This is a genomic window from Sphingomonas sp. (genome assembly GCF_035910975.1).
GTDB lineage: Bacteria > Pseudomonadota > Alphaproteobacteria > Sphingomonadales > Sphingomonadaceae > Sphingomonas.
This window is the reverse complement of record NZ_JAMHWM010000029.1, coordinates 1,102,101-1,128,064: the sequence shown is the minus strand read 5'-3', so window position 1 is coordinate 1,128,064 and position 25,964 is coordinate 1,102,101. Positions and strand designations below refer to the sequence as shown.

Here is a 25,964-nt window from a genome sequence, read left to right as displayed (position 1 = left end):
CTGCAAGGCGGGCGCTCAGGACATGCTTCGCGGCGGCGGGGCAGGGGTGATTGTTGTGAGCGGGCCGACACGGGAGTAAATCCCGTGTCGTCGGACAGGTCTTCGACCTGCCGGCCGGCCTTGCGCTAGTCCGCCGGTACGGCGGCTCGCGCTTCGGTGCATTCACAGGCTGTTCAACCCGGCGTGCCTATGCAATCGCCCGTGATGAACATGCTGATTCCCCTGTTGACCGTGCTCGTGCCCACGCCTCCCGCCGCCGCGTCGCCGCCGCTGGTGCCGGTCGCGCAGGCGCGTGGTGACCAGGACGAGGCGCTGGCCGCGCGCAGGCGCGGGGTGCTGCCGTTCCAGGAAATCGAGCGCCGCGTGATCCCGCAGATGCCCGGCGCCCGCTATCTGGGCTTCGACTTCGATCCGGCGACGGCGGTTTACACGCTGAAGTTCCTGCGCGATGGATCGATGATCTGGGTGATGGTCGACGGGCGGACCGGGAACATCCTCGGGCGTACCGGGCGTTAGGGATTTTGACAGCGGCGCCGGTCCCGGCGCTGCCACTCCACGGGAGCAAGACATGCGCGTTCTGATCGTCGAGGACGAACCCAATCTGGGCCAGCAATTGCGCAACACGCTGGAAGGGGCCGGCTATGCCGTCGATCTCGCCACCGATGGCGAGGAAGGGCATTTCCTGGGCTCGACCGAGGAATATGACGCGATCATCCTCGACCTCGGCCTGCCGGAGGTCGACGGCCTGACCGTGCTCGATCGCTGGCGCAAGGAAGGCAAGGTGACGCCGGTGCTGGTGCTCACCGCGCGTGACAGCTGGTCCGACAAGGTGGCCGGGCTCGATGCGGGCGCCGACGATTATGTCGCCAAGCCGTTCCAGACCGAGGAACTGATCGCCCGCCTGCGCGCGCTGATCCGCCGCGCGTCGGGCAACGCGTCCGCAGAGCTGACCGCCGGCGACATCCGGCTCGACACGCGTTCGGGCAAGGTCACCCGCGCCGGCGAGCCGGTGAAGCTGACCGCGCAGGAATATAAGCTCCTCAGCTACCTGCTCCATCACAAGGGCAAGGTGGTCAGCCGCACCGAGCTGATCGAACATATCTACGACCAGGATTTCGATCGCGATTCGAACACGATCGAGGTGTTCGTGACGCGCATCCGCAAGAAGCTGGGGCAGGACGTCATCACGACGATCCGGGGTCTCGGCTACAGCCTGGACGAGCCGGACGAGCGCCGGCCCAGCGAATAGTCTCGGGGGAGGGGAAAGGCGCATCTCAAATCCGTTCGGGCTGAGCTTGTCGAAGCCCCGCCCTTTCTTCAGGCGACAGGCGATGCGGCACGAAGACAAGGACAGCCCTTCGACAAGCCCAGGGCGAACGGGGGTAGGAATCTCCGACCCCGCCCCGCGCCCTTACGTCCGCGTCACCGGGTCGCTTTCCCGCCGGATGATCGCGATCGCGGCGGCGTGGATCATGGTGCTGCTCGCGGGCGGCGGCTTCGCGCTCGACCGGGTGATCGTGTCGGCGGTCGGGGCGAATTTCGACGAGCAGCTCGAATTCGTGCTCAACACCATGCTGGTTTCGGCGGAGATCGGCCCGGACGGCGAGGTGCGGTTCATCCGCGAGCCCGCCGACCAGCGCTTCTTCGAGCCCGGATCGGGCATCTACTGGCAGGTCAGCGGCACGGGGTTCGAGGCGTTCCGCTCGCGATCCCTGTGGGACCGCGCGCTGCGCGTCGGCGCGCCGTGGAACGACAACGCCAGCCACATCTACGACAGCAGGCAGTTTCCCGGCGAAGTGCTGCGCATTACCGAACGCGATCTGACGCTGCCGGGATCGGACGTCCGCTGGAAATTCCAGGTCGCCCAGAATCGCGAGGTGCTCGACGAACAGATTGCCGCGCTGCGCCGCGTTCTGGTGCGCAGCTTCGTGCTGCTGGGTATCGGCCTGATCGTGATGGTGGCGTTGCAGACCCTGTACGGGCTGTTCCCGCTGCGGCGGCTGCGGCTCGGCATCCAGCAGCTGCGCGCCGGCGAGACGACGCGGATCGAGGGCGACATGCCCATGGAGATCGCGCCGCTGGTCGAGGAACTGAACGGCCTGGTCGCCCACAATGATCGCCAGGCGGAAGAGGCTCGGCGCCACGCCGGCAACCTCGCCCACGCGCTCAAGACGCCGCTGACCGTCATCATGAACGCCGCCGCGGCCGGGCAGAGCGACCTGGCCGAGACGGTGATCCGCGAGGCGCGGACGATGCGGCGGCAGGTCGATCACCATCTTGCCCGCGCCCGCGCGGTCGGTCGGCGCGGCTCCGCGCACAGCCGGGCCGATATCTGGCCCTCGGTCGAGGCGGTCGAGAGGGCGGTCGCGCGGCTTTATCCCAACGTCCGCATCGACATCGACGGCCAGAAGGATCTGCAGGCGCATATCGAGCGGCAGGATCTGGACGAAATCCTCGGCAACCTCGTCGAGAACGCCGCGAAATATGGCGGCGGCAGCGTGTTCGTAACCGCGCGCGCGGATGCCGGCTTCGTCGAAATCCTCGTCGAGGACGACGGCATGGGTATCCCGGAGGCCGACCGCATCCGTATCTTCGATCGCGGCGTACGGCTCGATTCGGGCAAGCCGGGGACCGGCCTCGGCCTCGCGATCGTGCGCGACGTGGCGGAAATCTACGAAGGCACCGCGAGCCTGGAGGAGAGCGAGGACCTGGGCGGGCTGCTGGTGCGGCTGCGCCTGCCCGCGGCGACCTGAAAATCTTCCCGCGCCGGGAGGGCTTACAGGGTCCGCATCACCTCCGCTGCGATCCTCAGGCTGCGTTTCCGCGCGTCGTGGTCGAAGATCGAGCTGGTCAGCATCACTTCGTCCGCGCCGGTCCGCGCGATGAACGCCGCCAGCCCGCGCGCGATCGTCTCGGGCGATCCGATCGCGGTGCATTCCAGCACCTGATCGAGCATCGCGGCGGCGGCGGGCGGCAGGCTCTCGCGGTAACCGGCGACGGGCGGGGGCAGGCGGATGCCGGTGCCCGTCGTGCGGATCGCGACAAACGCCTGTGCCTGCGAGGTGGCGAGCAGTTGCGCCTCCGCATCGGTATCGGCTGCGATGACGTTGAAGGCGGGCATGAAATGCGGCTTGGCCAGCGTCTCCGACGGACGGAAATCGCGGCGGTAGATCGCCGCCGCCGCATCGAGTGCACCGGGCGCGAAGTGCGAGGCGAAGCTGTACGGCAGGCCGAGCATCGCGGCGAGCTGGGCGCCGAAGGTGCTCGACCCGAGGATCCACAACGCCACGTCGGCGCCGCCGCCCGGCACCGCATGGATGCCGGTGCGGCCATCGTCGGCGAACAGACTCTGCAACTCGACCACATCCTGCGGGAAGGCGTTGGGATCGGTCTCGAGCGCGCGGCGCAGTGCATGGGCGACACGGCCGTCGCTGCCCGGCGCGCGCCCCAGCCCCAGGTCGATGCGGCCGGGGAACAGCGCGTCCAGCGTCCCGAACTGTTCGGCGATCACCATCGGCGCGTGGTTGGGCAGCATGATCCCGCCCGCGCCGACGCGGATCGTCGTGGTCGCGGCGGCGAGATGGCCGATCACCACCGATGTCGCGGCGCTGGCGATGCCGGGCATGCCATGATGCTCGGCCACCCAGTATCGGGTGAAGCCCAGCGCCTCGGCATGGCGGGCAAGGTCGGCGGCATTGGCCAGCGCCCGGCCCGCCGAGCCGCCTTCGATGATGGGGACGAGATCGAGCAGGGAATAGGGGGTCATCTGTCGGATGTAGGAAGTGGCGCGGCGGCTGCCAGAAAAGAAAATCTGTTCGCGCGGAGGCGCGGAGGTGTTTCGCCCGTGGCATTGTCTCGCGTCGGCGAAACTTCTCACCATCGGGTGCGGCGAATTTCAAGGCTGCTGGCGCGGCGGGCGTTGCCGCACGCTTCTCCGCGCCTCTGCGCCTCCGCGCGAACAATTTCTTCCTTCTTCTTCCCCGCCACATCCCCTAAGCGCCCCGCCCATGCGCTCCGAGCTTGCCCATATCGACGCCTGGGTCTTCGACATGGACAACACGCTCTATCCCGCGTCGGCGAACCTGTTCGCGCCGGTCGAGGCACGGATGACCGATTATATCGCGCGCTTGCTCGACCTGCCGTTTGACCAGGCGTCGGCGCTCCGGCGCGGGTGGTTCCTCAGCCACGGCACGACGCTTGCCGGGCTGATGGCCGATCACGGCGTCGATCCGCACGAGTTCATGGCCTATGTCCACGACGTCGAGATGGACGTGTTGGAGGAGAACGCCCCGCTCGCGGCGCTGATCGCCAAACTGCCGGGTCGCAAGCTGGTCTTCACCAACGGCGACCTGCCGTACGCGGAGAGGGTGCTGGACAAGCTCGGGCTTGGCGCCAGCTTCGAGGCGGTGCACGACATCCACGCGATGGCGCTGAGCCCCAAGCCTGCGGCATCGGCCTATGACGGCCTGTGCGCGACCTATGCGATCGATCCGGCGCGCAGCTTTTTCGCGGACGACATGGCGCGCAATCTGGCGCCCGCCAAGGCGATCGGCATGGCGACTCTGTGGATCGACAACGGGTCCGAGCATCAGCCGCATGCGCACGGCGCCGACTATATCGACTATGCGACCGCCGACCTGACCGGCTGGCTTGCCGAGCTTTTGGGAGAAACATTGTGACCGACCTGCCGACGACGATCGATGCCGCCTGGGAAGATCGCGCGAGCCTGTCTCCGGCGACCACCGGCGCGGTGCGCGATGCGGTGGAACAGGCGATGGCGATGCTCGATGCCGGCACGGCGCGCGTGGCGGAGCCGGACGGCGAAGGCTGGCGCGTCAACCAGTGGCTCAAGAAGGCGGTGCTGCTGTCGTTCCGCCTGAACGACAACGTGACCATGGACGGCTGGTTCGACAAGGTGCCGCTGAAGTTCGCCGATTGGGGCGCGGACCAGTTCCGCGAGGCGGGCTTCCGCGCCGTGCCGGGCAGCGTCGTGCGGCGCGGCGCCTTCGTCGGCAAGGGTTGCGTGCTGATGCCCAGCTTCGTCAACATCGGCGCCTATGTGGGCGAGGGGACGATGGTCGATACCTGGGCGACTGTGGGCAGTTGCGCGCAGATCGGGCGCAACGTCCACCTCTCGGGCGGCGCCGGCATCGGCGGCGTGCTTGAACCTTTGCAGGCCGATCCGGTCATCATCGGCGACGGTGCCTTCATCGGCGCGCGTGCGGAAGTTGCGGAAGGCGTGCGCGTCGGCGAGGGCGCGGTGCTGTCGATGGGTGTCTATCTGGGCGCGTCGACCCGCATCATCGATCGCGCGACCGGCAAGGAATATCGCGGCGAAGTGCCACCCTATTCGGTCGTCGTATCGGGCTCCGCACCCTCGGCGAGCAACCCGAACGGTCCGGCCCTCTACTGCGCCGTGATCGTCAAGACGGTCGATGCGCAGACACGATCCAAGACCGGAATCAACGAGTTGCTGCGCGACTAGGGTCAGGACCCATTAATTGCGATGGACGTGACGGAGCGGATTTAGGTTCAGGGCTAGAAGCGAGGAGCGGAGCGATGCTTGTGCATCGTGACCGAGGAGCGACGACGCCCTGGGCCGAAATCCGCCCGCCGCTTGTGCGGTTGCCCGGACGCGCCCGCCGGCTGCGTCGCGAGTCTTGCAGGTAGCGCCGCTACCTGCTGCGCCCCGCTCCTTGCCGGACGAACACGTTCGGGCAATCACGACCGCCACGAATAATGGGTCCTGACCCTAGTTGAAACTGGACGCCTGCCGTGTAGCCTGATCCGCGACAGGACAGGGGACATATCATGCGGGCACTGATTCTCGCGGCGGCGGCTTTGGTCGCGCTACCGGCGCAGGCGCAGGCCCCGAAGGGCGATGCCGTGGCGGCGCGGGTTGCCGCGCTGGGACGGATCAACAGTGCGACCGCGCCCAGCTTCTCGCCCGACGGGACGCGCGTCGCCTATCTGAGCAACGAGAGCGGCAGCCCCCAGCTGTGGGTGCGATCCCTGCGCGATCGCCGCGCCCCGATGCAGCTGACCAGGCTGCCCGACCCGGTCGGTAGCCCCTATTGGTCGCCCAAGGGTGACTGGATCGCCTATTCGGTCGCGCCGGGTGGTGGGCTCAACACCCAGATCTGGGTGGTGAAGCCGAACGGCACCGGCGCGAAGCAACTGACGCCGGGCGGCAAGGACAACAACCAGCTGATCGGCTGGACGCCCGACGGCGCGCGGCTGATGGTCGGCACGAACAAGGACAATCCGGCCGCGATCGACGCAGCGCTGATCGAGGTCGCGACCGGGCGGTGGCAGATGATTACCGCCGGTCAGGGCCTCAACCAGCTGACCGCCGTACGGGGCCCGCGCGCGGCGATGGAGCGGCTCGTCGGGCGTGGCGACAGCAACGTTTATGTGACCGATCTGCTGACCGGCAAGGAAACGCTGGCGACGCCGCATACCGGCAAGGCGGAAAGTTACTGGGGCGAGCTGTCCCCCGACGGCCGCATGCTCTACCTCGCCAGCAACGTCGGGCGCGACAGGCAGGCGTTTGGCACGGTCGCGATCGGCGCGGACGGCAAGGCGGGGCCGATCCGCTGGGTTTCGACCCGCGAGGATGCGGTGGCCGACGACGGGCGGCTGAGCGACAACGGCCGGCTCGCCGCGCTGTTGTGGAACGCCGGCGGGCGCAGCGAGATCGCCTGGCTCGACACCGCGACGCGCAAGGTGCGCGGCGGGCCGAAGCTGCCGGTCGATATCGTGTCGCTTGGCGAATTCAGCGCCGACGGCCGGTCGCTGCTCGTCACCGGATCGGGCGCGGACCGCACCACCGACATCTACAGCATCGACACCGCGACCAATGCGGTGACGCGCCTGACGCAGAGCCGGCACGACGGGGTCGATCTCGCGAGCCTCGTCCGGCCGGAACTGATCCACTACGCCGCGCCGGACGGCGTGAAGCTGTCGGGCTGGCTCTACCGGCCACGGGGCGTGACGGGGCCGCTGCCGCTGGTCTTCAGCTATCATGGCGGACCGGAAGGGCAGGCGCGGCCGGTGATGAGCCCCGACGCGCAGGCGCTGGTCGCCAGCGGCATCGCGGTGTTCGTGCCGAACGTGCGCGGCTCGTCGGGTTTCGGCAAGGCGTTCATGGCGATGGACGACGGCGCCAAACGCGTGGGATCGGTCGCCGACATCAAGGCGTCGACCGACGCGCTGGTGAAGATGGGCATCGCTGACCCGAAGCGTCTGGGGATCGTCGGCGGCAGCTACGGCGGCTACATGGTGATGGCCGGCGTCACCGAATATCCCGACATGTTCGCCGCCGGCGTGAACCTGTTCGGCATCGTCAACTTCGAGAGCTTCTTCCGCGAGACCGAGCCGTGGATGGCGGCGATCTCCACCACCGAATATGGCGATCCGAAGACCGAGGCCGCGATGCTCCGGGCGCTGTCGCCGATCCACAAACTCGACCGCATCACCACCCCGCTGTTCGTGCTCCACGGCGCCAACGACACCAACGTGCCCGTGGTCGAGGCCGAACAGATCGTCGCCTCGCTGAAGGCGCGCGGCGTGCCGGTGAAATACACCCTGTTCCCGGACGAAGGGCACGGCTGGCGCAAGACGCCTAACCGCGTGCGATCGACGACCGAGATCGTCGGCTTCTTCGTCGAGCATCTGAAGCCGGGGCGGTAGGCGAAGCGCCCGCGCCGTCGTCGCTCGGCGATGGCGTCAACGCGTCGTTAACGCTGCGCGGCCAGGGTGCGGGGCGATGATCCTGATCGCCGCCTTCGTCCTGCTCGGAATCAATGTCGTGACCTTCATGACGTTCGGCGACGACAAGGCGCGAGCGATCAACGGATTGCGGCGCGTTCGCGAATCGGACCTGCTCGGTCTCGCCCTGATCGGCGGCTCGCCGGCGGCGTTCCTCGCCAGGCGGCATTTCCGGCACAAGACGCGCAAGCAACCCTTTTCCACCTGGCTCGCGCTGATCGCGATCATCCAGGGCGGGGCGGTAACGGGCATCGGCTGGTCGCTCGCGGAGCGTGCGCTTCAGGCCTGATCGGGCGTAACCCGCGCCACGCCCAGCCGCGGGATCTCGATCGCCGGGCAGCGGTCCATCACCACCTTCAGGCCGGCTGCCTCGGCGCGGGCGGCGGCTTCCTCGTTGACGACGCCCAGCTGCATCCACACCGCCTTCGCACCGATCGCGATCGCCTCGTCCACCGCCTCTCCCGCCGCCTGAGGCCGGCGGAAGATGTCGACGATATCGATCGGGTCGCCCAGCTGTGCCAGTTCGCGGAACACGAATTCGCCGTGGATATGCTCGCCGGTGATTTGCGGGTTGACCGGGATCACGCGGTATCCATGGTCCTGCAACCGCTTCATCACGCCGTAGCTCGGGCGGTCCGGGCGATCCGACGCGCCGACCAGCGCGATCGTCCGCGCGCCTTCGAGCAGCGCCTTGATGTCCTCGTCGCGGGTCAGCGGCATCCTATCCTCCGTTGGCGGTCAGCCAGACATCGACCCGGCCCGCAATCTCCTCGAACGCCGCCGCGTCCGGGCCGTTCCCGGCCGCAGGCGGAGTGCCGGCATCGGACGCGGCGCGCAACTCGCGGCTGAGCGGGATGCGGCCGAGGAAGGGGATGCCTAGCCGCGCCGCATCGGCCTCCGCCCCGCCCGATCCGAACGGGTCGCTCGTCTCGCCGCAATGCGGACAGGCATAGCCGGCCATGTTCTCGATCAGGCCGATGATCGGCACGCCGGCCTTGGCGAACAGGTCGATCGCGCGGCGCGCGTCGATCAGCGCCAGATCCTGCGGGGTCGACACGATCACCGCGCCGCTCGGGCGGTGCTTCTGCACCATCGTCAGCTGGACGTCGCCGGTGCCGGGCGGCAGATCGAGGATCAGCGGATCGGCATTGCCCCAATGGGCGTCGATCAACTGGTTCAGCGCGTTCGCCAGCATCGGCCCGCGCCACGCGATCGCCTGGCCCGCCGGCACCAGCACGCCGACCGAGGCGATCGGCACGCCCGCCGGGGTCTCCACCGGGATCATCTTGTTGTCGCGCGCGCCGGGCTTCCGGTCCTCGACGCCGAACAGGCGCGGCTGCGACGGGCCGGAGATGTCGGCGTCGACCAGCCCGACCTTGCGCCCGCCCCGCGCCAGCGCCACCGCCAGGTTGGCCGATACGGTCGACTTGCCGACCCCGCCCTTGCCGCTGGCCACCGCGATCAGCCGGCGTTGCGCGCGGCTGCTGGTATGCAGCACGCGGGTGTCCATGACGCCCGCCGCCGCCGCTGCCGCGATCGCCGTGACCTCCAGCGCCTGCGCCGCCGCCGCGTCGAGCCCGGTCACGTCCAGGATGATGTCGGCGCGCCCGTCGCGCACGCGCGCCGTGGCACCGGGGGGCAGGTCGGGGATGGTCGGTTCGGTCATCGGTCGCCTTCGGGTGTTTTGGGCGATTTAGGGGGCCGTTCGCGGCTCGCCACTGTTTTTCTGGAGGCGCGTGCCTATAAAGGCCAGCATGAACATCTTTTCGGGGCTGCGCGGGATCGGCGGCATAATGACCAACCAACCGCCGAAGAGCCCGTGGGGCGGCAAGGCCGGCGATGGTGATGGCGACGGTAACGGCGATTCGGGGAAGGGCGACGGCGGTGGTCCGCGCAATCCCTGGTCGTTCCCGCCAGAGGGCAAGCGTGGGCGCCCCGCCGGCCCCAGCGCGCTCGACGAACTGCTGAAGCGCGCCAAGCGCGGCGGACCGGGCGGTGGCGGCGGGGGGGGCGGCTTTGGCGGTGGCCTGCCCGGCGGGATCGGCGGCGGCCGGCTGTGGACGATCGGCATCGGCATCCTGGTCGCGGTGTGGCTGGTGTTCACCAGCTTCCAGTCGATCAGCCCGCAGGAACGCGGCGTCGTCACCTTTTTCGGCAAATATTCGCGCATCCTGGAACCGGGCATCCACGTGACCCTGCCCGCGCCGATCAACAGCGTGACCAAGATCGACGTCCAGAACATCCGCACGGAGAATTTCCCCGAATCGCAGGGCAGCGAGAACCTGATGCTGACCGGCGATCAGAATATCGTCGATCTCGGCTATTCGGTGCGCTGGGATATCGCCAATCCGCAGGACTATGCCTTCCAGATCGCCCGCCCGCAGGACACCGTCCGCGCGACGGCGGAAAGCGCGATGCGCGAGGTGGTGTCGTCGGTGCTGCTCGATCAGGCGCTGGGCGCCGGCCGTACCGTGATCGAAGCGCGCGTGCAGGAACGTATCCAGCAGATCCTCGACGACTATAATTCGGGCATCCGTATCCAGGGCGTCGCGATCAGCAAGGCCGATCCACCGGCCGCGGTGAACGACGATTTCAAGGCGGTGTCGGCGTCGCAGCAGCAGGCGCAGACCGACCTGAACCAGGCCCGTGCCTATGCGCAGCAGGTGATCGCCCGCGCGCAGGGTGAGGCGGCGCAGTTCGACCGCATCTACGAACAATATCGCCAGGCCCCCGAAGTGACGCGGCGGCGCCTCTATTACGAGACGATGGAGGCCGTGCTGGCGAAGTCGAACAAGACGGTCATCGAGGCGCCCGGCGTGACGCCGTACCTGCCGCTGCCCGAACTGCGCCGCGGCCAGCCCCAGCCCCAGCCCCAGGCGGAGCCGGCGGCCCCGCCCGCCGCCCAGCAGGGAGGCGCCCGATGAGCCGTTTCCTGCGCAACCCGATGACGCTGGGCGTGCTGGTGCTCGCCGCGATCATCCTCGTCTTCAGCACCTTCACCATCGTGCCGGAAACGCGCCAGGCGGTGATCCTGCGCTTCGAGGTGCCCAAGCGCACCGTCAACGCGTGGCAGCCGAACCTCGATTTCGGCAACACCGGCGCGGGCGTGATCGCACGTATCCCGTTCGTCGATCGCATCGTGTGGGTCGACAAGCGCGTGCTCGACGTCGATCTCGACAACCAGCCGGTGCTGTCGACCGATCAGCTGCGCCTGCAGGTCGACGCCTTCGCGCGCTTCCGCGTGGTCGATCCGCTGCGCATGGTGGTGACGGCGCGCAGCGAGGAAGGCGTGGTCAACGCGCTGCGCCCGCTGTTCTCCTCGTCGCTGCGCGCCGAACTCGGCAAGGTCGATTTCGCGGTGCTGCTGTCCCCGGAACGCACCGTGGTGATGGACAATATCCAGAGCCGCCTCCAGCGCCTGGCGACGCAATACGGCGTCCAGATCGTCGATGTCCGCATCAAGCAGGCCGAACTGCCCGGCGGCAGCCCGCTCGATTCGGCGCTCAACCGCATGCGCACCGCGCGCCAGCAACAGGCGCTGACGATCCGCGCGCAGGGCCAGCGGAACGCCCAGATCGTCCGCGCGGACGCCGACGCCCAGGCTTCGAAAATCTATGCCGACAGTTTCGGCAAGGACGCGCAATTCTATGATTTCTACCGCGCGATGCAGTCTTACCGTTACACCTTCGGCGCCGATGGCAATCCGGATAACGGCCGGGCCGGCACGTCGATCATCCTCAGCCCGCAGAATGATTATCTGCGGGAATTCCGGGGACGATAGGGCAATCGGCGAACCGATCGGCTTCAGTCAGCGTTCAGCATCCCGAGGCGACACTGTCGCCAGAGGGATCATCCAGATTTCGTTGAGAGGAATACCAGCCACGTGCGTTACGCCTACGCCCTGACCGCCGCCCTGCTGCTGGGCGGCACCGCCGCCACCCTCACCCTGTCGCCGTCGCTGGCGCAGACCGCGCAGAACGAACCCGGCGCGATCTCCGCCGCCGCGCCGCGCTCCGGTGCGCCGATGAGTTTCGCCGACATGGTCGCGCGGCTCCAGCCCGCGGTCGTCAACATTTCGACGACCCAGCGCGTGACCGTCAACCGCCAGCAGAACCCGTTCGAAGGCACGCCGTTCGGCGACCTGTTCGGCTTCGGCCAGCGCGGGCAGGGCCAGGGCCAGGGTGGCCCGCCGATCACCCGGCCGGCGCAGTCGCTGGGTTCGGGCTTCATCATCTCGGCCGACGGTTATGTCGTGACCAACAACCACGTGATCTCGGCGGGCACCAACGCGGTGGTCGAATCGATCACCGTGACGCTGACCGACCGAAAGGAATACAAGGCGCGGCTGATCGGGCGCGATCCGACCTCGGATCTCGCGCTGCTCAAGATCGACGCGACCGGGCTGCCGTTCGTCCGCTTCGGCGATTCGGCGGCGACGCGCGTCGGCGACTGGGTCGTCGCGATCGGCAATCCGTTCGGCCTCGGCGGCACGGTGACCGCCGGCATCGTCTCGGCCGTGCACCGCAATACTCCGGGCGGGGTCAGCAACGCGGGCCGCTTCATCCAGACCGACGCCTCGATCAACCAGGGCAATTCGGGCGGGCCGATGTTCGACCTGAACGGCAACGTCATCGGTATCAATTCGCAGATCTTTTCGCCGACCGGCGGCAATGTCGGCATCGGCTTCGCCATCCCGGCGGAAACCGCGAAGCCGGTGATCGACACGTTGATGAAGGGGCGTGCCGTAGAGCGTGGTTATCTGGGCGTCGGGGTTCAGCAGATTGATGCGGACATGGCATCCGCGCTCGGCGTGCAACGGAATATCGGCGAGCTGATCGGCGAGGTTCGGCCGGGCGGGCCGGCGGAGCGCGCGGGCCTGCGGCCTCGCGACGTGGTCGTGAAAATCGCTGGCCAGGATGTGACGCCGGACCAGACGTTGAGCTTCATCGTCGGCAATCAGGCGCCGGGCGCGCGCATCCCCATCGAGCTGATCCGCGAAGGGCGCCGGATGACGCTGACCGCAACCGTCGGAACGCGCCCCGCGGAAGATCAGCTCAACGCGGCCGACGGCGGCTTGCCCGAAGATGGTACGACACCGCAAGACCAGCCGGGTGTCCCGTCCGGCAATACGCTGGGGCTCAATGTCGTGCCGGTGACGCCGCAGATTGCACGAACGCTCGGGCTGGACACGACAGTTCGCGGCGTCGCGGTGGTGGGCGCTGACCCGTCAAGCGATGCCGCGGCGAAGGGTATCTCGCGCGGTGACATCATCGGTAACGTCGCCGGACGGCCGGTCACGACCGCCGCCGAACTCGCTGCCGCGGTGGCTGCCGCGCGGTCGGCTGGTCGCGAAACGGTCCTGGTGGAAGTTTCGACCCCGCGTCGGGGCACGCGCTACGTCGCCATTCGGCTGCGTTAGGGCCGGCACGGCTTGAGCCATCGGCCGCATCCGCTATCCCTGCGGCGAACAGCTTAGGGATAGCGGAAATGGCCGACTCGATCTTCATCGGTGCCAGCAAGGACGGCGCGCGGCAGGAACTGGTCCTGAAGCGCGCCAACCGTCATGGCCTGATCGCCGGGGCGACGGGCACCGGCAAGACGGTGACATTGCAGGGTCTGGTCGAGGGATTCTCCGCCGCCGGCGTGCCCAGCTTCGTCGCCGATGTGAAGGGCGACCTATCCGGCCTCGCCATGGCCGGATCGCCGCAATCGAAGACGCACGAGATCTTCGCCGCCCGCGCCGCGGAGATCGGCCTGACCGACTGGGCCTATGCCGACAATCCGGTGCAGTTCTGGGATTTGTTCGGGCAGCAGGGCCATCCCGTCCGCACCACGATCAGCGAAATGGGGCCGGTCCTTCTCGCCCGGCTGATGGACCTGAACGAGGTGCAGGAGGGCGTGCTGACGATCGCCTTTCACGTCGCCGACAAGGAAGGGTTGCTGCTCCTCGACCTCGACGATCTCCAGGCGATGCTCGCCGAATGCGCCAACCGTGCCGATGAACTCACCGTTACCTACGGCAATGTCAGCAAGCAGTCGGTCGGCGCGATCCAGCGCTCGCTGCTCCAGCTGCGAAGCCAGGGCGCGGAGAATTTCTTCGGCGAACCCGCGCTCGACATCAACGATCTGATCGCCTGCGACGATAAAGGGCGCGGCATCGTCAACATCCTCGCCGCCGACAAGCTGATGGCGTCGCCGAAGCTCTATTCCACCTTTCTGCTGTGGCTGCTCAGCGAGCTGTTCGAGACGCTTCCCGAAATCGGCGATCCCGACAAGCCGAAGCTCGTCTTCTTCTTCGACGAGGCGCACCTGCTGTTCAACGACACGCCCAAGGCATTGCTGGAAAAGGTCGAACAGGTCGTCCGCCTCATCCGATCAAAGGGGGTCGGCGTCTATTTCATCACCCAGAACCCGATCGACATCCCCGATACGGTCGCAGCCCAGCTCAACAACCGCGTCCAGCACAAGTTGAACGCCTTCACCCCGCGCGATCAGGCGGCGGTACGATCGGCCGCGACGACGTTCCGCGCCAATCCGGGCGTCGATGTCGCCACCGCGATCACCGAACTCAAGGTCGGCGAGGCGCTGGTCTCGCTGCTCCAGCCCGATGGCGCGCCCTCGCCGGTCGAGCGCACGCTGATCCGCCCGCCCTCCGCCCGCGTCGGCCCGGTGACGCCGGTCGAGCGCGGCGTGCTCATCAAGCTCGACGGGGTCGGTGACAAATACGACACCGTCATCGACCGCGAGAGCGCCGAGGAACTGCTGGCCGCCAAGGCCGGGGAGGCTGCCGCCGCCGCCGCCGCGGCCAAGGCCGAGAACGAGGCGGAAAAAGCCGCCGCACTCCAGGCGAAGGCTGACGCTCAGGCCGCCAAGGAAGCCGAACGCGCCCGCGTCCAGGCGCAGAAGGACGCCGATCGCCAGGCGCGGCTCGACGCGCAGGCGCAACGCAAGGCCGAGCGCGAGGAGGCGAACAACCCGTGGAACCGCGCCGTCACCTCCGCCACCCGTTCCGCCAGCACCGCCGCCGGCCGCGTGGTGGCGAACGAGGTGACCAAGGCGGTGTTCGGCGGCAAGAGGGGCGGCGCGGCGGGCGGCATCCTGGGCGGGCTGGTGCGCGGCGTGCTGGGCGGGTTGTTCCGGGGCTGACCCTGGGTCTAGGATACCGGCGAAAGGATTTCCCATGAACGCCCCCGTCACCCGCTGGACCGCCGCCGGCGCCGCCGAACTCGCCGATGTGGTCGCGCTGCGCCGCGCGATCCATGCCGAGCCCGAGGTCGGGCTGCATTGCCCGAAGACTACCGCCAAGCTGCGCGCGGCGCTCGACGGGCTGCCGCTGGAAATCCACGAATCGACCTCGACCACCGGCTTCGTCGCGATCCTGCGCGGCGGATCGGGGGCGAAGGGCGACAACGGCCGTACCGTCCTGCTGCGCGGCGACATGGACGCGCTGCCGATGCAGGAGGAAACCGGGCTCGATTTCGCCTCGACCATCCCGAACGCGATGCACGCCTGTGGGCATGACAGCCATTCGGCGATGCTGGTCGGCGCCGCCCGCGCCTTGTGCGCCCGCCGCGACGAACTGCCCGGCACCGTCGTCTTCATGTTCCAGCCGGGCGAAGAGGGGTATCACGGCGCGCGCTTCATGATCGAGGACGGGCTGATCGACATCGCCCGGCCCGACGCCGCCTTCGCGCTGCACATCTCCCCCAACATGCCGTCGGGCATGGTCGTCAGCCGCGCCGGGCCGCTGCTCGCCTCGACCGATTCGCTCAACTTCACGGTGAAGGGCAGGGGCGGGCATGCCGCGATGCCGCACGACTGCGTCGATCCGCTGCCGGTCGCGTGCGAGATCGTCACCGCGCTCAACAGCTTCGTGGCGCGCCAGATCCCGGTCACCGATCCCGCCGTGCTGTCGATCACGAAGATCACCGGCGGTTCGGCCTACAATATCGTCCCCGGCGAGGTGACGATGCTCGGCACGCTGCGCACCCTGTCGCCGCAGACGCGCGAGAAGGCGCGCGCCGGCCTGATCCGCGTCGCCGAACATGTCGCGCTGGCGCACGGCTGCACGGCGGAGGTGCGGATCGACGAGGGCTATCCCGTGACGATGAACGATGCGCGCGCGATCGACCTGGTGCGCGGCATCGCCGAGGAGATCGACGCCGAGAACGGCTGGCGCACGATGCCCGCGCCGATGATGGGCGGCGAGGATTTCAGCTATGTCCTGCGCGAGGTGCCTGGCTGCATGGCGTTCATCGGCGTCGCGGCGGAGGGTAGCGATCCCGACACCAATCCGCCGCTGCACAATACGAAGATGACGATCGACGAGGCGGTGATGGCCAAGGGCATCGCCCTGCACTGCGCGTTCGCGGAGGCGGTGCTGGAGGGTGGCTTGCCGCAATAGCCTGTCGTCGTTCCGGCATGGCGAATTTCGGGCCAGGCGCCACGTCGGGCAGCGGAGCGGCTGCGCCGCGCCGCTGCCCGACGTGGCGAGTCGGCGATTTGCGTAAGCACATCGTGCGCCGCCCGCGGTACATCAGCGCCAGCAGCTTCTCGATCTCGACGAAGCCGAAGCCGATCGACGAATCGGCGATGCCATAGGGGATGAACAGGCTGTCCCCGTGCCGCACCGCGCCGCAGGTGTAGACGACGTTGGGCACATAGCCTTCGCGGTCCTGGTCGGCCGCCGCCAGGATCGGCTCGCGCGTTCGCCCGATCACCTTCGACGGATCATCCTTGTCGAGCAGCGCGGCGCCGATCGAATATTTGCGCATCGCGCCAACGCCGTGGGTCAGCAGGATCCAGCCCGCGTCGGTTTCGATCGGCGGGCCGCAATTGCCCATCTGGACGAGTTCCCAGGGGTATTTGGGCTTGAGCAGCAGCTCGCCCTCGTCCCAATGGTCGATCCGGTCGCTGGAGATGATGAAGACGTTCTCGCCGTCCTGTCGCCCGATCATCATGTAGCGCCCGTCGATCTTGCGCGGGAACAGCGCCATGCCCTTGTTGCGGCTGGCGCTGCCCGACATCGGGATCAGGTCGAACGCGCGGAAATCCTTCGTCCGCATCAGCTCCGACTGGATCGAGCTGCCATTGTAGGCGGTGTAGGTGCCGATCCACTCCGCCTCGCCGTCGTCATGGGTGAAGTGGACGAGGCGAAGGTCCTCCAGCCCCTTGGATTGCTGGCCGGTGATCGGGAAGATGACGGTGCCCGACAGCGTCGAATCGCGGTGGCGGTACACGGTCACCGGCCCTTCAGGCATTTCCATTTCGTCGCCGACCGCGTCGGCCGCCGTGGCGAACGGCGGCTCGGGCGCCAGCTTCAGCTGGTTCTCCGCGGTGATGATCCCCTCGCGGAACGCCACCGAACTTATGTGTCCTTCGCCCACCGCGCGCATCGACATCAGGATGCGCAGCGATCCGCGTGGCATGCCCGACTGGTCGAAATGCGGCACGACGCTGGGGTTCATCAGCGCGGCGGCGGCATAGCTGTATTCATGGCAGAAATAGGCGCCGATCAACTGGCGCTTCTCGTCGCCGATCGCGCTCCCGTCGAGCCCAAGCTGCTGCTCGATCTCGTCATACCGGGTCATGAACACCCGGCGCGTCTGCCAGTGGCGTGCCTCGAAGTCCTTGAGCACCGCTTCCAGCTGCTCGTGCGCCTCGCGGGGGTTCATCTCCAGCACTTCGCGGACCAGCCGCTCGGTCCGGCTTTCCGCGCCGTTCGCGGCCGACGCGTTGGCCCAGCCGATATGGAACGGCCGCACCACCACGCGCGACGGATCGGCGTGGAGGCGAAGCGGGTGCGTATAGAGGTCGAGCATCCGTCCCCCCCGGGGCGTGATCATGTGAAGATGACGACGGGTCAGGCCGCCGCGGGCATCTGCCCTGCCACGGAACCGGCCCGTTGTGAAAGGGCCGATAGCGTGCAGCCGGCGAGTTGCAGCGCCAGGATCGATTCGGCGCCCTGGTTACGGTTGACCCCGCCGGGATGCAGCCCGTCGAAACAGCCGCCATCGCCGACGCTGGCGAGCGGCAGGTCCAGATCGTTGCGGCCGAGATACCAGCCATAGGCGCGGCGTGCCTCGTCCAGCCAGCGGCGGTCGCCCGTGGCATCGAACGCGGCGGCGCAGGCGTCGATCGTCGCCTGCGCCTCCAGCGGCTGCTGGTCGAACGGCAGCGGATCGGCATAGGCCCGCCCGAAGCTTTCGGTGCCGATCGCGCGGAACCGGCCGTCGGGCGATGTCTGGCGCTCGACGATCCATTCCAGCGTCTCGATCCCGGTCGCGATCAGGTCCGTCCGGTCGAGCGCCAGCCCGGCGCGGATCATCGCCTCCGGCAGGCGGGCGTTGTCATAGGCCAGCACAATCTCGAACCAGCTCCATTCGGGCCGGCGCGCGTGATCGAGCAGCGCCATCAGCTCGTCGGCGAATCGCGCCAGGATGCGGCGCGACAGCGCGTGGCCGCGATGCGCCTCCAGCATCGCCGCCGCGCCCAGCATCGCGAAAGCATGCGCGCGCGGGCTGCCCAGGTCGAGCGACAGGCTGGCGGTCTCGTCGAACAGGCGCGCCGCCCAGTCGCGGTGTTTGGGCATGTCCGAATCGCGCGCTGTGACGCCCAGCGCCCAGATCGCGCGGCCGTTCGAATCTTCAGAGCCGGTTTCTTCGCACCATGTGCGATCATAGTTCATGAAATTGCGGAAACGCCGTGCGTCGGGGTTCCAGGCATATTGGACGAAGGCGGCGTAGACGCTGGTCCAGCGATCGCGCGCGACCGGGTCGACACCTTGCATCTGCGTCACCAGGATCAGCGCGCGGGCATTGTCGTCGATGCAATATCCATGGCGGCGATCGGGCACCGACAGGATCGAATGCTGGAGCATCCCCGTCGAATCGCTCATGCGCTCGACCGCGGCGAGATCGGGGGGCAGGATGGCGACGCCGGTGGCGCTTTTGGACAGCCGCCGCGGGCGCGCGGCGACGATCCGCCCGATGCGGTCGATCGCGGCCTCTGCCAGGCGCGGCCACAGCATCGACCGGCCCCGCGCATAGGCTCGCGCCGACAGCCGGTCGCGATTTCCCTGGTTGCCGATAAGCGCCGTGATCTCGCGCGCGAAGGCGGCGCTGTCGCCGAAATCGACCAGCACGCCGTGGCCATCGGCAAGGATTTCGGTCGCGTGGATATAGGGCGTCGATACCACCGGCTTGCCCATGCCGACCGCGTAGCTCAGCGTCCCGCTCGTGATCTGGTCGGGGTTCGAATAGGGGGTCGCGTAGATGTCGGCCGCCTGGAGGTGGTCGAGCAGTTCGTCATGCTCGACGAAGCCGTCGATGAAACGCACCGCGTCGCCGACGCCCAGCGCCTCGGCCTGCGCCATCAGCCGCTCGCGATACGCCTCGCCCTCGTGCGCGACCAGGTTGGGGTGGGTCGCGCCCAGCACCACGTAGAGTGCGGACGGATGCTCCGCGACGACCGCCGGCATCGCCGCGATCATCGTCTCGATCCCCTTGTTCGGCGCGAGCAGGCCGAAGGTCAGGACGACGTCGCGCCCCGTCCAGCCGAACGCGCCCTTCAGCCTCACGGGGTCGATCAGCGGCCGGTCGGGCACGCCGTGCGGGATCGTCGCGATCATGCGCGGATCGGCGCCGTAGACGCGTTCGAGCAGGTCGCGGCCGCGCTCCGCCATCACGATGACGCAGCCGGCCCGGCGCAGGATCGCCTCCAGCACCCGGCGCTGGTCGGCATCGGGCCTTTCGAGCACGGTGTGCAACGTGACGATGACCGGGATCGTCACCCGGTCGAGCAGTGCCAGGATATGGTCGCCGGCCGTACCGCCGAAGATGCCATATTCGTGCTGGAGCCACAGCGCCTGCGCGCCCGACGCCTCGATCGCGCGGGCGGCGGCCAGATAGTCGGCGCGGTCCCGTTCGGCGATCGTGCCGGTCACCTCGGGCGGGTAGGCGTAGCGGCCGGGGTGGTCGTCCATCGCCCAGACATCGACGGTCAGGTCCGGGAAACGGTCGCGCAACGCGGCGAAAATGTCGGTGGTGTACGTCGCGATGCCGCATCTGCGCGGCAGGTAATTGCCGACCAGGGCGATACGGGCGATCGACGGGCTGGCCTGCGACATCTCCGATACGCTCCTTCGCGAATGCAACATGGATCAAGCCGGAGGACGGCCGATCGACTCACAACGCTAGGGCAAGACTATGGTTGCGACGATTGTGCGTCGCAACATGAATCTGCGGTCAGCCGCGCCCGCGATAGGGTGGGACGCCCTGATCGGGCAGCCACAGGCCGGCGGGCGGCGGGCCGGACTGCCAGAACACATCGATCGGGATGCCGCCGCGCGGATACCAGTATCCGCCGATCCGTAGCCACTGCGGCGCCATCTCGTCGAACAGCCGCTGGCCGATGCCGACGGTGCAATCCTCGTGAAAGGCGGCGTGGTTGCGAAAGGCGCCCAGGAACAGTTTCAGCGACTTGGATTCGACAATGGTCGCGTCCGGCGCATAGTCGATCACCAGATGCGCGAAATCGGGCTGGCCAGTGACGGGGCACAGCGACGTGAACTCCGGCACCGCGAACCGCACCAGATAGGTCGTGCCGGCGCGCGGGTTGGGCACATAGTCGAGCGTCGCGGCGTCCGGCGACGCGGGCAGGCTGCTGGCCTGGCCGAGATGGATCGGTGTCATGGGCCGGGATGTAGGGCCACCGCCAGCGAAGTCCAATCCTCCCCGGCAAGGGGAGGTAGCGCGCGGGACGTGCGCCGAGGTGGTGTCGCGCCATCGATACGGAGACACCCCTCCGTCATCGCTGTGCGATGCGACCTCCCCTTGCAGGGGAGGAATGACGGGCTACGGTGCGCCGCCATGCGCCATATCCTCGTCTTCGCCGCCGCCGCCCTGATCTCCGTACCGCTCGCCGCGCAGGACGCGCCGCCGCTTAGGCCGGCCGCGAGCAAGGCCGAGGACGTTCCGCCGCCCAACCGCTCGGTCACCCGCCATCGCGGCGTGTTCGGCGGACAGGCGGTCGCCTACACCGCGATCGCCGGCGAAACCTATCTGAAGGCTGACGACGGCACGCCGAAGGCGGCGATCTTCTCGGTCAGCTACATCAAGGACGGCGTCGATCCCAGGCGGCCGGTCACCTTCCTGTTCAACGGCGGCCCCGGTTCGGGGTCGGTGTGGCTGCACATGGGCGCCTTCGGGCCGAAGCGCGTCGCGATCCCCAGCGACGCGCGCGACGACGGCGCGCCGCCCTATCCAATCCTCGACAATCCTGATTCGCTGCTCGACGTGACCGACATCGTGTTCATCGATCCGGTCGGCACGGGCTACAGCCACGCACTCGGCAAGACCGATCCGAAGGAATATTACGGCGTCACCCAGGATGCGAGGTCGATCGCCGATTTCATCCGTCTGTGGCTGAACGAGCACGGCCGCTGGAACGCGCCCAAGTACCTCGGCGGCGAAAGCTACGGCACCACCCGCTCCGCTGCGGTGCTCAACCAGCTGGAGGGCAGCTACAACGACGTCGCGTTCAACGGCGTGCTGCTGATCTCGACCGTGCTCGATTTCGGCGCGGGTGCGGACACGCCCGGCAACGAGATGACGCACATCCTCAACCTGCCGTCGATGGCCGTGACCGCGCTGTATCACGGCAAGGCGCAGGCCACGGGAGCGGCGGCGTTCGCGGACGAAGCGCGGCGCTGGGCGACCGGCCCCTATGCCGCCGCGCTGCTCAAGGGCAACGCGCTGTCGCAGGAGGAGCGTGCGAGCGTCCGCCGCGATCTGGCACGCTTCACCGGACTCTCCGAACGCTATCTCGACCAGGCCGATCTGCGCGTCGAGCCGGGGCGCTTCTACAAGGAGTTGCTGCGCGATCGCGGGCTGACGGTGGGTCGGCTCGACAGCCGCTATACCGGGCGCGATTTCGACAATGCCGGTGAGACGCCCGACAACGATCCCAGCTTCTACGGGATCGACGCCGGCTATACCGCCGCGATCAACGCCTTCACGCGCGGTGATCTGAACTACCGGACCGATCGCAGCTATGTGACGATCGGCAGTCTTGGTGCGCAGTGGGACTGGCGGCTGGGCGGCGGACGCGACAACAATGTCTACATGAACGTAGCCCCCTACATCGGGAAGGCGCTGCGCGAGAATTCGGGCCTGCGCATCTTCGTGGGGCAAGGCTGGTATGATTTCGCAACCCCCTTCTTCGCCGCCGAATATTCGCTGTCGCGCACCGGATACGACAAGAGCCGCATCCATTTCGAATATTACGACTCAGGCCACATGATGTACGTCCGCGACGAGGATCGCGCGAAGCTGACCCGCGACGTCCGCGCGTTCATCCGGGGCCGCTGATGGAACCGCTGGTCACGCCCGAATGGCTTTCCGCGCAGGACGACATCCGCATCCTCGACGCGAGCTGGTTCCTGCCCGAGCACGGCCGCGATGCCCGCGCCGAGTTCGAAAGCGCGCATATCCCCGGCGCGATATTCGTCGACCTGCCCAGCCTCAACGGCGCCGACGGCAACCTCGCCGACGGCCCAGCCTTCGCCGCGCGGATGGGCGCGCTCGGCGTGTCGGATCGCGATCGCATCGTGGTCTACGACAATTCTCCGCTGCACAGCGCCGCGCGGGCGTGGTGGGCGCTTAAAACGATGGGCGCGCGCGACGTCGCGATCCTCGATGGCGGGCTGGCGGCATGGCAGGCGGCGGGCCTGCCGGTCGAGGCCGGCGTGGTCGAGCCTGCGCCCGCGCGCTTCTCGGTGCTAGGCGACGCCACCCGCGCGCTCGACATGGCGGCCATGAAGGCGGCGGTCGCGCACCGTGACCAGATCGTCGACGCGCGCAGCCCCGCGCGCTTCGCCGGCGAGGAGCCCGAACCGCGAGAGGGCATCGAGCCCGGCCACATCCCCGGCGCGATCAACCTTCACTATGCGCGCCTGTTCGAGCCCGATGGCCGCTGGAAGCCGCGCGCCGCGCTCGCCGCCGAATTCGACGCCGCCGATATCGAACTCGACCAGCCGATCGTCACCACCTGCGGATCGGGCGTGACCGCCGCCGCGCTCGCCTTCGCCGCGACCCTGCTCGGGGCGCGGAACGTCGCGCTCTACGACGGCAGCTGGGCCGAATGGGGCGCCGATCCCGAGGCGCCCAAGGAGACCGGCCGATGAGCGACCCGTACCGCCCCGAAACCGGCATCGTCCGCGCCGGCCGCCGGAGCGAGTGGACGCAGGGCATCGTCAGCCCGCCGGTGTGGCGCGCCTCGACGATCCTCTACGGCTCGGTCGCCGAACTCCGCGCCGCAGCGGGTCGCGATACCCACCACCGGCTGTTCTACGGCCGTCGCGGCACCCCGACCCAGTGGAGCCTCGCCGACGCGCTGACCGAACTCGAGCCAGGGGCGGAGGCGACGTTCCTCTACCCCTCCGGCGTCGCCGCGATCGCCGCCGCGCTGCTCAGCGTCCTGTCGCCCGGCGATGAACTTCTGCTCACCGACAGCGCCTATGATCCCACGCGGAATCTCGCGAACGGGCTGCTCAGGCGGATGGGGATCGCCACCCGCTATTACGATCCGATGATCGGCGCGGGCATCGCCGAACTGATCGGGCCCAAGACGAAGGCGATCTTCCTCGAAAGCCCCGGCAGCCTGACGTTCGAGGTGCAGGATATTCCCGCCATCACTGCCGTCGCCCGGGAACGCGGCCTCGTCACCCTGCTCGACAACACCTGGGCGACGCCGCTGCGCCTGCCGGCGATCGCGCTCGGAATCGACCTGTCGATTCTTGCCTGCACCAAGTACATCTCCGGCCATTCGGACGTGATGCTGGGATCGGTGACCAGCACGGCCGAATATTGGGGGCGCCTGCGCGACACCAGCTTCCAGCTCGGCCAGACGGTGTCGGCCGACGACGCCTGGCTCGGCAGCCGGGGCCTGCGCACGATGGCGATCAGGATGGATCGCCATGCGGACAGCGCATTGACGATCGCGAAGTGGTTGAAGGGCCGGCCGGAAGTGGCGGCGGTGCTCCACCCCGCACTCGCCGATTGCCCCGGCAGCGAATATTTCCACCGTGACTTCAGCGGCGCCGCCGGCCTGTTCGCCTTCGAGCTGATCGACGGCGGCGAGGTGGAGCGCGCCGCGCTGATCGACAGCCTGGACCTGTTCGGCATCGGCTACAGCTGGGGTGGCTTCGAAAGCCTGGCGCTGCCGGTCGATCCCGCGCGCTATCGTACCGCGACGCGTTGGGCACGCGGGCCGCTGGTGCGGCTCAACATCGGGCTCGAGCATCCCGACGATCTGATCGCCGATCTCGATCGCGGTTTCGCCGCGTGGCGGGCCGCGCGGGGATGAGGCAGGTCGAGGCCGGGTTGACAGGCATCGGACTGATCCGGCCAGGCGGCGAGGATCTGGTCGAAGCCGCCGTCGCGCTCGTCCTCGTCGCCCTCGCGCTGGTCGCCGGCTGGGTCGCCGGGCGGCGCGGTGGTCCTGCGCTGGGCGAGCTGTGGAAGGCACGGGTCGGCGATCATGCCGAGGGGGTCGGTGATCGGCTGGGCGCGATCGTGCGCCACGCGCTCGCCGCGCTGCTGCTGGCGATCGTCGCGCGCGCCTGGTCCTGGCCGCCGCTCGCGGCGCTGATTGTCGGCACCGCGCTCGGCGTGGCGACCGGGATGCTGGTGCTCAACCTGCTGCGCGGCGTCCACCTCGCGCGCTGGATGAGCTGGACGGTCGCCGCGCTGGTCTTCCTCGCGATCCTCAGCCAGTCGGTCGGCGGCCTCGCGCCGATCACCGACACGCTCGACGCGATCGGCATCGATATCGGGCGCCGTCGGGTGTCGCTGCTGTCGCTGGTCACATTGCTGCTGACCATCGTCGTACTGCTCGCGGTGGTGCGCGTCGCCAACCGCGCGGTCGGCCACGCCCTCGCTCAGACGCGCGGCCTCGATGCGACCCAGCGGCTGCTGGGGCAAAAGCTCGCCGGTATCGCGCTGCTGATCGTCGCCTTCTTCTTCGGCATCGACGCGCTGGGCATCGATCTCACCACCTTCGCCGTCTTCTCCGGCGCGTTCGGCCTGGCGATCGGCTTCGGGTTGCAGAAGACGGTCGGCAACCTGATCGCCGGCATCATCCTGTTGATGGATCGCTCGATCAAGCCGGGCGACGTCATCGCGGTGGGCCAGAGCTTCGGCTGGGTGAACAAGATCGGCGTCCGCGCCGTCAGCGTCATCACGCGTGAGGGCAAGGAGCACCTGATCCCCAACGAGATCCTGATGACGCAGGAGGTGGAGAACTGGTCCTTCTCCGACCGCAACGTCCGCGTGCCCATCCCCGTCAAGATCGCCTATGACAGCGACGTTGACCTCGCCGAAAGCCTGATGATGCGCGCCGCGAAGGAAAGCGCCCGCGTGCTCGACACCCCGGCGGCGGCGGTATGGATGACCGGCTTCGGCGATTATGCGCTGGAATATGAGGTCCGCGTGTGGATCAGCGATCCCGAAGGCGGCGTCGGCAATGTGAAGGCCGATGTGCTGAAGCGCATCTGGACGCTGTTCGCGGAGAATGGGGTGAAGGTGCCGGTGCCGCAAAGGGATGTGCGGCTGGCGGAAGCGGGAGTGGGGGAGGGCGGGTAGCGCCCGACTTGCGGACGTTGGCACTCCCGTTGCCATGTCGGCCTATGGTCGATGTGATCTATCTTCCTCCAGGCGCGCAAGCGCCAGACTGTGGTGAAGAAGAACCGTAGATGATTGTGGAGGCGTCTGACGATGGGCGCTTTTTCGGAACAGGTTCAGCGTGGACGCCGACTGGTGGCGAATGGCTAGGATATTGTTCGCTACCGGATGATGACGGCTCGCTCGCTAACGCTTTGGCAGCCGCGAAGCGTTGGGCGTCGAAATACGGTGTTTCAACAGTTTGGGTTCAAACCAACCCTTGATCAGCTTGAGACCGTTTTTCGACTTGTAGCTGGCTGCTCTGTCCACAGGTTGCTGTGACGTCGCCGCGGCGACCCCCTTCCCTCTCCCTGTGGGAGAGGGTTGCGCAGACTTGGCAGCTTGCTGCCTAGTCGTAGCTGGGTGAGGGTGTCACCCTCTCGATGGCGCCAGTCCCCTCATCCAACCTTCGCTAACTCCGGCCTGCGCCGGAGCAGGCTACGGTATCCTTCTCCCTCCGGAGAAGGCCTGCGG

21 protein-coding genes and 1 pseudogene are annotated in these 25,964 nt (G+C 68.2%); 16 read left to right on the top strand and 6 right to left on the bottom strand.

The annotated features are described in order from the left end of the window. Positions 1 to 204: 204 nt before the first annotated feature. The 3 genes from VYI76_RS11850 (at position 205) to VYI76_RS11840 (ending at position 2,753) form a co-directional block, all read left to right on the top strand. Entirely contained in the window at positions 205 to 516 is a 312-nt protein-coding gene (locus tag VYI76_RS11850) for a hypothetical protein (RefSeq protein WP_326525109.1), read from the top strand. Positions 517 to 568: 52 nt separating this feature from the next. Next, the gene (locus tag VYI76_RS11845) at positions 569 to 1,249 is read left to right on the top strand and encodes a response regulator transcription factor (RefSeq protein ID WP_326524937.1); all 681 of its coding nucleotides are present in this window, start codon (positions 569 to 571) and stop codon (positions 1,247 to 1,249) included. Positions 1,250 to 1,445: 196 nt separating this feature from the next. Further along, complete coding sequence (locus VYI76_RS11840; RefSeq protein WP_326524936.1) at positions 1,446 to 2,753, top strand: sensor histidine kinase; 1,308 nt, start codon at positions 1,446 to 1,448, stop codon at positions 2,751 to 2,753. 23 nt (positions 2,754 to 2,776) lie between these two features. Here VYI76_RS11840 and VYI76_RS11835 read toward each other — a convergent pair whose 3' ends face one another. Next, complete coding sequence (locus VYI76_RS11835; protein WP_326524935.1) at positions 2,777 to 3,766, bottom strand: LLM class flavin-dependent oxidoreductase; 990 nt, start codon at positions 3,764 to 3,766, stop codon at positions 2,777 to 2,779. A 241-nt stretch (positions 3,767 to 4,007) separates the two neighbouring features. Between VYI76_RS11835 and VYI76_RS11830 the strand changes: the two genes are divergently transcribed. The 4 genes from VYI76_RS11830 to VYI76_RS11815 all read left to right on the top strand — a co-directional run bounded on the left by VYI76_RS11830 (position 4,008) and on the right by VYI76_RS11815 (position 8,059). Then, positions 4,008 to 4,679 carry a pyrimidine 5'-nucleotidase gene (locus tag VYI76_RS11830; RefSeq protein ID WP_326524934.1) on the top strand — a complete coding sequence of 224 codons (672 nt, stop codon included), beginning with the start codon at positions 4,008 to 4,010 and terminating at the stop codon, positions 4,677 to 4,679. Then, the gene (dapD, locus tag VYI76_RS11825; RefSeq protein WP_326524933.1) at positions 4,676 to 5,485 is read left to right on the top strand and encodes a 2,3,4,5-tetrahydropyridine-2,6-dicarboxylate N-succinyltransferase; all 810 of its coding nucleotides are present in this window, start codon (positions 4,676 to 4,678) and stop codon (positions 5,483 to 5,485) included. Before VYI76_RS11830 ends, dapD begins: the two co-directional genes overlap by 4 nt. A 326-nt stretch (positions 5,486 to 5,811) precedes the next feature. Beyond that, complete coding sequence (locus VYI76_RS11820) at positions 5,812 to 7,692, top strand: S9 family peptidase (protein ID WP_326524932.1); 1,881 nt, start codon at positions 5,812 to 5,814, stop codon at positions 7,690 to 7,692. A 76-nt stretch (positions 7,693 to 7,768) separates the two neighbouring features. Further along, a complete protein-coding gene (locus VYI76_RS11815; protein WP_326524931.1) occupies positions 7,769 to 8,059 on the top strand; it encodes a DUF1294 domain-containing protein in 291 nt (96 codons plus the stop codon). Here VYI76_RS11815 and VYI76_RS11810 read toward each other — a convergent pair. Both VYI76_RS11810 and VYI76_RS11805 read right to left on the bottom strand, forming a co-directional pair. Continuing rightward, a complete protein-coding gene (locus tag VYI76_RS11810) occupies positions 8,050 to 8,490 on the bottom strand; it encodes a CoA-binding protein (RefSeq protein WP_326524930.1) in 441 nt (146 codons plus the stop codon). The genes VYI76_RS11815 and VYI76_RS11810 overlap by 10 nt on opposite strands. A 1-nt stretch (position 8,491) precedes the next feature. Further along, positions 8,492 to 9,280 (bottom strand): Mrp/NBP35 family ATP-binding protein, encoded by a 789-nt coding sequence (locus VYI76_RS11805; RefSeq protein ID WP_326525108.1) that lies wholly within the window; start codon positions 9,278 to 9,280, stop codon positions 8,492 to 8,494. Between the two features lie 244 nt (positions 9,281 to 9,524). Here VYI76_RS11805 and hflK point away from each other — a divergent pair, with 244 nt between their 5' ends. The 5 genes from hflK (at position 9,525) to VYI76_RS11780 (ending at position 16,174) form a co-directional block, all read left to right on the top strand. Next, complete coding sequence (gene hflK, locus VYI76_RS11800) at positions 9,525 to 10,694, top strand: protease modulator HflK (RefSeq protein WP_326524929.1); 1,170 nt, start codon at positions 9,525 to 9,527, stop codon at positions 10,692 to 10,694. Beyond that, complete coding sequence (gene hflC / locus VYI76_RS11795; RefSeq protein ID WP_326524928.1) at positions 10,691 to 11,551, top strand: protease modulator HflC; 861 nt, start codon at positions 10,691 to 10,693, stop codon at positions 11,549 to 11,551. The genes hflK and hflC overlap by 4 nt, the downstream gene beginning before the upstream one ends. Before the next feature lie 102 nt (positions 11,552 to 11,653). Further along, the gene (locus VYI76_RS11790; RefSeq protein WP_326524927.1) at positions 11,654 to 13,189 is read left to right on the top strand and encodes a Do family serine endopeptidase; all 1,536 of its coding nucleotides are present in this window, start codon (positions 11,654 to 11,656) and stop codon (positions 13,187 to 13,189) included. Between the two features lie 68 nt (positions 13,190 to 13,257). Further along, positions 13,258 to 14,916, top strand: coding sequence for a helicase HerA-like domain-containing protein (locus VYI76_RS11785; protein ID WP_326524926.1), 1,659 nt, complete (start codon positions 13,258 to 13,260; stop codon positions 14,914 to 14,916). 34 nt (positions 14,917 to 14,950) lie between these two features. Continuing rightward, entirely contained in the window at positions 14,951 to 16,174 is a 1,224-nt protein-coding gene (locus VYI76_RS11780; protein ID WP_326524925.1) for a M20 metallopeptidase family protein, read from the top strand. Between the two features lie 130 nt (positions 16,175 to 16,304). Here VYI76_RS11780 and VYI76_RS11775 read toward each other — a convergent pair. The 3 genes and pseudogenes from VYI76_RS11775 to queF form a co-directional block, all read right to left on the bottom strand. Next, positions 16,305 to 17,591: pseudogene (locus VYI76_RS11775) on the bottom strand (glycoside hydrolase family 130 protein); the annotation flags it as partial. Between the two features lie 41 nt (positions 17,592 to 17,632). Then, a complete protein-coding gene (locus VYI76_RS11770; RefSeq protein WP_326524924.1) occupies positions 17,633 to 19,897 on the bottom strand; it encodes a glycosyltransferase family 4 protein in 2,265 nt (754 codons plus the stop codon). A 118-nt stretch (positions 19,898 to 20,015) separates the two neighbouring features. After that, a complete protein-coding gene (queF, locus tag VYI76_RS11765; protein ID WP_326524923.1) occupies positions 20,016 to 20,462 on the bottom strand; it encodes a preQ(1) synthase in 447 nt (148 codons plus the stop codon). 177 nt (positions 20,463 to 20,639) lie between these two features. Between queF and VYI76_RS11760 the strand changes: the two genes are divergently transcribed. The 4 genes from VYI76_RS11760 to VYI76_RS11745 are packed head-to-tail and all read left to right on the top strand — an operon-like array spanning position 20,640 to position 25,412. After that, positions 20,640 to 22,139 carry a S10 family peptidase gene (locus VYI76_RS11760; protein WP_326524922.1) on the top strand — a complete coding sequence of 500 codons (1,500 nt, stop codon included), beginning with the start codon at positions 20,640 to 20,642 and terminating at the stop codon, positions 22,137 to 22,139. Then, entirely contained in the window at positions 22,139 to 22,954 is an 816-nt protein-coding gene (locus VYI76_RS11755) for a sulfurtransferase (RefSeq protein WP_326524921.1), read from the top strand. Before VYI76_RS11760 ends, VYI76_RS11755 begins: the two co-directional genes overlap by 1 nt. Further along, positions 22,951 to 24,135, top strand: coding sequence for a cystathionine beta-lyase (gene metC / locus VYI76_RS11750; RefSeq protein WP_326524920.1), 1,185 nt, complete (start codon positions 22,951 to 22,953; stop codon positions 24,133 to 24,135). Before VYI76_RS11755 ends, metC begins: the two co-directional genes overlap by 4 nt. After that, positions 24,132 to 25,412 (top strand): mechanosensitive ion channel family protein, encoded by a 1,281-nt coding sequence (locus tag VYI76_RS11745; protein WP_326524919.1) that lies wholly within the window; start codon positions 24,132 to 24,134, stop codon positions 25,410 to 25,412. Before metC ends, VYI76_RS11745 begins: the two co-directional genes overlap by 4 nt. Positions 25,413 to 25,964: the final 552 nt, after the last annotated feature.

Bases quoted from the DNA above. Each gene is read 5' to 3' on its own strand.
- VYI76_RS11840 (WP_326524936.1), top strand. From the start codon at position 1,446: ATGATCGCGATCGCGGCGGCGTGGATCATGGTGCTGCTCGCGGGCGGC.
- hflK (WP_326524929.1), top strand. From the start codon at position 9,525: ATGAACATCTTTTCGGGGCTGCGCGGGATCGGCGGCATAATGACCAAC.
- VYI76_RS11805 (WP_326525108.1), bottom strand. From the start codon at position 9,280: ATGGACACCCGCGTGCTGCATACCAGCAGCCGCGCGCAACGCCGGCTG.
- VYI76_RS11850 (WP_326525109.1), top strand. From the start codon at position 205: ATGAACATGCTGATTCCCCTGTTGACCGTGCTCGTGCCCACGCCTCCC.
- VYI76_RS11810 (WP_326524930.1), bottom strand. From the start codon at position 8,490: ATGCCGCTGACCCGCGACGAGGACATCAAGGCGCTGCTCGAAGGCGCG.
- VYI76_RS11760 (WP_326524922.1), top strand. From the start codon at position 20,640: ATGCGCCATATCCTCGTCTTCGCCGCCGCCGCCCTGATCTCCGTACCG.
- VYI76_RS11845 (WP_326524937.1), top strand. From the start codon at position 569: ATGCGCGTTCTGATCGTCGAGGACGAACCCAATCTGGGCCAGCAATTG.
- VYI76_RS11755 (WP_326524921.1), top strand. From the start codon at position 22,139: ATGGAACCGCTGGTCACGCCCGAATGGCTTTCCGCGCAGGACGACATC.
- VYI76_RS11830 (WP_326524934.1), top strand. From the start codon at position 4,008: ATGCGCTCCGAGCTTGCCCATATCGACGCCTGGGTCTTCGACATGGAC.
- VYI76_RS11780 (WP_326524925.1), top strand. From the start codon at position 14,951: ATGAACGCCCCCGTCACCCGCTGGACCGCCGCCGGCGCCGCCGAACTC.
- VYI76_RS11835 (WP_326524935.1), bottom strand. From the start codon at position 3,766: ATGACCCCCTATTCCCTGCTCGATCTCGTCCCCATCATCGAAGGCGGC.
- metC (WP_326524920.1), top strand. From the start codon at position 22,951: ATGAGCGACCCGTACCGCCCCGAAACCGGCATCGTCCGCGCCGGCCGC.
- VYI76_RS11785 (WP_326524926.1), top strand. From the start codon at position 13,258: ATGGCCGACTCGATCTTCATCGGTGCCAGCAAGGACGGCGCGCGGCAG.
- VYI76_RS11745 (WP_326524919.1), top strand. From the start codon at position 24,132: ATGAGGCAGGTCGAGGCCGGGTTGACAGGCATCGGACTGATCCGGCCA.
- VYI76_RS11770 (WP_326524924.1), bottom strand. From the start codon at position 19,897: ATGTCGCAGGCCAGCCCGTCGATCGCCCGTATCGCCCTGGTCGGCAAT.
- VYI76_RS11820 (WP_326524932.1), top strand. From the start codon at position 5,812: ATGCGGGCACTGATTCTCGCGGCGGCGGCTTTGGTCGCGCTACCGGCG.
- queF (WP_326524923.1), bottom strand. From the start codon at position 20,462: ATGACACCGATCCATCTCGGCCAGGCCAGCAGCCTGCCCGCGTCGCCG.
- VYI76_RS11815 (WP_326524931.1), top strand. From the start codon at position 7,769: ATGATCCTGATCGCCGCCTTCGTCCTGCTCGGAATCAATGTCGTGACC.
- hflC (WP_326524928.1), top strand. From the start codon at position 10,691: ATGAGCCGTTTCCTGCGCAACCCGATGACGCTGGGCGTGCTGGTGCTC.